Here is a 2,868-nt window from a genome sequence, read left to right on the forward strand (position 1 = left end):
AAAAGAGAATATTTCTAAAGGGGGTATTGTGAAAGATGTAAAGCTATATCCAGGGGTCATTGAAAAAGTGCAGAAATTGGCTGTGTTAAGTAATTTTATTTACCAAGATCATACAGAGAGTCCTATCCTAGGAGGGAATGGGAACCGTGAATTTTTAATGCATTTGAAACGTAAGTAGAAGGGTTTGTAAAGTTAAAGATACGGTCTGTTGTATCGTTTATCTCGACTCCGCACCATAACTTATTATTCTGCTGCTTTGAATGAATGTTATGTGTTGCTCAATTGAGTTATAACACTCATTTACATGATGTCTGCCGTTGATTATGGATAACATTTCTAAGTAGTTTAAACCAAGGTTATCAAGCTAATTCATATTATCAAGATGCAGATTATGTAACCCTTCAAAGTTGCCCTATTCAAATTTTCGACAACCATTATTCCTGGATTTTTCAACCGAGGTTATCGAGCGAAGTGGAGATGCCGAAGTAAGAAGTGTTAATTCTTCGCCAACTCTAATTGTCGACCACCATCATTTACCGAACTTTTCTCTTTAGAATCATTTCAAATAAGAAAGCTTGTTTATCTTTGTAGCATGGAAAAACTGGCTGTACAGAAAGGATTTAATGTAGAAGAGGTTCGTAAGGATTTCCCTATTTTACAAACGAAAGTTTACGATAAAAACTTAATCTATTTAGATAACGGTGCAACTGCGCAAAAGCCGCAAGTTGTTATCGACGCTATAGATACCTTTTATGCAAAGGAAAATGCAAATATTCACCGTGGAGTACACTTCTTAAGTCAACACTCTACTGGTTTGTATGAGGAAGCCAGGAATACCATTCAGCGTTACATCAATGCAGAAAACAGTCATCAAGTTTTATTTACAAAAGGAACTACAGATAGTATTAATCTCGTAGCCTTTTCATTTGGAGAATTGGTGAACGAAGGAGATGAAATTATCATTTCTGCTATGGAACACCATTCTAACATAGTGCCATGGCAAATGTTGTGTGAGCGAAAAGGTGCAGTTTTAAAAGTGATTCCTATGTCAACAAAAGGTGAGCTTGACTTAGCGGCTTACCAAAGTATGTTGAATGAGAAAACCAAATTGGTGAGTGTTACACATATATCTAATGCATTAGGTACGGTGAATCCTGTAAAAGAAATGATCGCTCAGGCACATGCTGTTGGAGCCAAGTTCTTGGTGGATGGTGCACAAAGTATGCAACACACCACTGTTGATGTTCAAGGTTTAGATTGTGATTTTTATGCTTTTTCTGGACATAAAGTATTTGGACCAACAGGAGTAGGTATTTTGTACGGTAAGGAAGAGGTTTTAAATGCTATGCCTCCTTACCAAGGTGGAGGAGACATGATCAAAACAGTGACTTTTGAAAAAACTACCTACAACGAATTACCGCACAAGTTTGAAGCGGGTACGCCTAACATTGTTGGAGGTATTGCTTTAGGTACTGCCTTTGAATATTTATCAACCTTCGATTTTGAAGCTGTTGAAGCGTACGAAAAAGACTTATTGGAGTATGCTACTGCTGAATTGAAAAAGATACCAGAAATAGAGTTTTACGGTGAGGCAGAAAACAAAGTAAGTGTAATTTCTTTCTTGGTGAAAGGTCAGCACCCATATGATGTAGGGTCTTTATTGGATAAATTGGGTATCGCCGTAAGAACAGGACACCACTGTGCGCAGCCTGTAATGGATTTCTACAGTATTCCGGGTACCATAAGAGCATCTTTTGCTTTTTATAATACCAAGGAGGAGGTAGATATTTTAATCGCTGGTTTAAAGCGTGTAATTACTATGTTGAGTTAAGACCTTGACCAAGAAGAAAAAACTCAACGATTCTAGGATTTAATTAATTGTGAATCTTCATTAATTTTACAGCATGTCAATAAAAGCAAAAGAAGAAGAGATAGTAGACGAATTCGCGATTTACTCCGATTGGATGGAGAAATACGAATACATTATAGAATTGGGGAAAGACCTTCCTTTAATTGATGAAAAGTACAAAGTAGAGGAGAAGTTGATCAAAGGGTGTCAATCACAAGTGTGGTTGCATGCGGAGAAAGAAGGAGATGTAATGAAGTTTACAGCAGATTCAGATGCTATCATTACGAAAGGTATCATTGCTCTTTTAATCCGTGTTTTAGACAATGAATCTCCAGCGGATGTTGCAAAAGCAGATTTAGCATTTTTAAAAGAGATAGGTTTGCAAGAACATTTATCACCAACACGTGCCAATGGATTGGTAAGTATGGTGAAGAAAATGAAAATGGAAGCGATACAAAATGCCTAAACTATTCAGATGAATAAAAAGATATTGATCATAGCATTAGGGGGACTTATGTCCCTCTTTTCATGTAAAAACCAAGCAGCAAGTGATGCTGTTGAACGTTATTGTAATTGTTTAAGCGAAAATGTAAATGACCCTGCAGGACGCATGGTGTGTATTGATATGATGGACAGCTTGCAGCGAGCATTTGCTCATCAGCCAAGAGTATTAAATCAAATTGTGGAGGAGACAGAAGACTGTCAATTAAGCTTCTAACTTTTCTAAGAAACGGTAAAGATTTTCATTTTTACTAACTTCAGGATTACCTAACACAACCACATTTTTACAGTTATTGCGCTCTATCCACATCTGGAAATTAGTAACCGTAGCTGTAAGCGTACCGTTAATGTCTACTTTATGAGCAGGAATGTTGCTTTTATCTAGGCTAGAAATAATTTCTTCAGAATCTTTAGAGATGTCATGATTTTCATGGAATAAAAGTATTCCATCAACAACTTCGTGAAGTTCATCGTTTTTTCCATCCAATAGATTTACAGGGAGGTCTAGCTTGTCAGAC

General features: G+C 36.8%; 4 protein-coding genes. 3 read left to right on the top strand and 1 reads right to left on the bottom strand.

Features of this window, described 5'->3' with window-relative positions:
* Positions 1 to 592 precede the first annotated feature (592 nt).
* The 3 genes from R3333_RS13915 to R3333_RS13925 all read left to right on the top strand — a co-directional run bounded on the left by R3333_RS13915 (position 593) and on the right by R3333_RS13925 (position 2,567).
* Positions 593 to 1,831 (top strand): cysteine desulfurase, encoded by a 1,239-nt coding sequence (locus R3333_RS13915; protein ID WP_318959376.1) that lies wholly within the window; start codon positions 593 to 595, stop codon positions 1,829 to 1,831.
* Between the two features lie 73 nt (positions 1,832 to 1,904).
* Entirely contained in the window at positions 1,905 to 2,315 is a 411-nt protein-coding gene (locus tag R3333_RS13920; RefSeq protein ID WP_318959377.1) for a SufE family protein, read from the top strand.
* 9 nt (positions 2,316 to 2,324) lie between these two features.
* Positions 2,325 to 2,567: a hypothetical protein gene (locus tag R3333_RS13925; protein ID WP_318959378.1), complete on the top strand. Its 243-nt coding sequence runs from the start codon at positions 2,325 to 2,327 to the stop codon at positions 2,565 to 2,567.
* Here the strand turns inward: R3333_RS13925 and R3333_RS13930 are convergent.
* Positions 2,556 to 2,868 (bottom strand): hypothetical protein (locus R3333_RS13930; protein WP_318959379.1); only part of this gene is annotated, 313 nt, incomplete at its 5' end. The two genes, R3333_RS13925 and R3333_RS13930, sit on opposite strands and share 12 nt — an antisense overlap.

This window comes from Lishizhenia sp., assembly GCF_033720595.1.
Lineage (GTDB): Bacteria > Bacteroidota > Bacteroidia > Flavobacteriales_D > Crocinitomicaceae > Lishizhenia.